2 protein-coding genes are annotated in these 2,150 nt (G+C 59.3%); both read left to right on the forward strand.

Features of this window, described 5'->3' with window-relative positions; all coding sequences use genetic code 11:
• The first annotated feature begins 132 nt into the window (after window positions 1-132).
• Window positions 133-1,173, forward strand: a complete 1,041-nt coding sequence (sctU, locus tag HMPREF0178_RS05100; RefSeq protein ID WP_009379614.1) for a type III secretion system export apparatus subunit SctU — start codon at window positions 133-135, stop codon at window positions 1,171-1,173.
• Window positions 1,174-1,193: 20 nt separating this feature from the next.
• Window positions 1,194-2,150: sigma 54-interacting transcriptional regulator (locus HMPREF0178_RS05105; RefSeq protein ID WP_039958753.1), on the forward strand; the 957-nt coding region annotated here is incomplete at its 3' end.

Here is a 2,150-nt window from a genome sequence, read left to right on the forward strand (position 1 = left end):
GCTTGCCATGCCCATCAAGAGCGGCGTCGCGGCTTTTCTGATGCTGTTCTATTTCATGATGCTGCTGTCGAACGCGACCGGTCTGTTCGACGGGGTCAAGGCCGATTTCGAGCAGCTCAGGAGGCTGTTGCCGTGAGCGACAAAACCGAACAGCCCACACCGAAACGCCTCCGCGAATCGCGAGAGAAAGGGGATGTGTGCAAAAGCCAGGACGTGCCGTCGGCCCTGACCGTGCTCGCCTTGTCCGTCTATATTGTCGTGATGGGGCGGCAGCTGCTGGAATCGCTGCTGGCGATGATGGAGCTGCCCATGAAACTGCTGTCCACGCCCTACGCCGAGGCCGCGCCGCGCGCCGCCGAAGCCACGTTCCACATAGCTGTTTCTATCGTCGCCCCGCTCGTCGGCCTCGTCATGGCCGTGGCCCTCGTCGCCAACCTCGGACAGGTCGGCATACTGTTCGCCTTCAAGGGGGCCATGCCCAAGCTCGAAAACGTAAGCCCATCCAAATGGTTCCAGAAGGTTTTCTCCATGAAGAACCTTGTGGAGTTCCTCAAGAACATCATCAAGGTGACGGTGCTCGGCGTTACCGTCTGGGTTGTCATGCGGGATCACCTGCCGACGCTGTTCGCCATCCAGCGGGGGACGATCTGGACCATGTGGGAAGTTCTCGGGATGGCTGTCAAAGACCTGCTGCTCATGGCGGCGGGCGTCTTCTGCGTCATCGCCGCCGTGGACTATCTTTTTCAGAAATGGCAGTACACCAAGAACCATATGATGTCGAAAGATGAAGTCAAACGGGAGTACAAGGAGATGGAGGGCGACCCGCAGGTGAAGGGCAAGCGCAAACAGCTCCATCAGGAAATGCTCTCCCAAAACGCGCTGGGCAACGTGCGCAAAGCGAAGGTGCTCGTGACCAACCCGACCCATTATGCCGTGGCGCTTGATTACGAAAAGGACAGGACGCCGCTCCCGGTTATCCTTGCCAAGGGCGAAGGGTTCCTCGCCCAGCGTATGATACGGGTGGCGCAGGAAGAAGGCATCCCGATCATGCGGAATGTGCCGCTGGCCCGCAGCCTTTTTGAAAACGGGACGGAAAACGCCTACATCCCCAAGGATCTCATTGGCCCGGTGGCCGAAGTACTGCGCTGGGTGCAGTCTCTCCAGCGGCAATGACGAACGCACAGGAAACAAACGTGAAGCAAGAACCTCTCTCTGAACAGGCGTTTCTGGATACCCTGATCAACCTTTGTGACGATCTGGCTTGGGGCCGCCCCGCCAGCGAGGACAGGCTGTTCGCCCTCACCAAGGAAGGCGCGGGCCCAAAGAATTATGTCCGGCTCGCGGAAGCCTTCGGCATGATGCTGGTCAAGGTGGAAAGCCGGGAATACCACCGTTCGCAGCTCATTGCGGATCTGAAAACCCGCAACGCCGAGCTGGAAGAGGCGCACAGGCTCCTCGCCGAGCGCAACACGCATCTGATGCGGACCATTCAGGAAAACTACCAGACCAAGAAGATCGTGGGCCAATGCGAGGCCATGCGGAAGGTCATTCAACTTGCCCTGACCATCGCCCGCCGCCCCATCAATACGCTTATCCTCGGCCCCACCGGGGCTGGGAAAGAAGTCATCGCCAAGGCGATCCATTTCAACTCGCCCCGGCGCGAAGGGCCGTTCGTGGCGGTCAACTGTACGGCCATCCCCGACTCGCTGTTTGAAAGCGAGATGTTCGGCATCGAAAAAGGCATCGCCACGGGCGTCAACGCGCGTAAGGGCCTCATTGAGGAAGCTTCGGGGGGCACGTTGTTTCTCGACGAGCTGGCGGACATGACCTTGCCCAATCAGGCCAAGCTGCTCCGGGTTTTGGAGGAGCGCGAAGTCCTGCGCGTGGGCAGTTCCAAACCCGTGAGCGTGGATATCAAGCTCATCGCCGCCACCAATGCCAATCTGGAAGAAGCCGTCCGCAAGGGCAACTTTCGGGAAGATCTCTATTACCGCATCAATGTGGCGGAAATAAGGGTTCCTCCCCTGCGCGATCGCGGAGATGACATCCTTTTGCTGGCACAGCTTTTTCTTGAGCGCCATTGCGCCTATATGGGACGGCCCCGGCTTTCGCTCTCTCCCGCCGTGTGCAGGCAGCTTCTGCAATACGGC

This window comes from Bilophila sp. 4_1_30 (genome assembly GCF_000224655.1).
GTDB classification, from domain to species: Bacteria; Desulfobacterota; Desulfovibrionia; order Desulfovibrionales; family Desulfovibrionaceae; genus Bilophila; species Bilophila wadsworthia.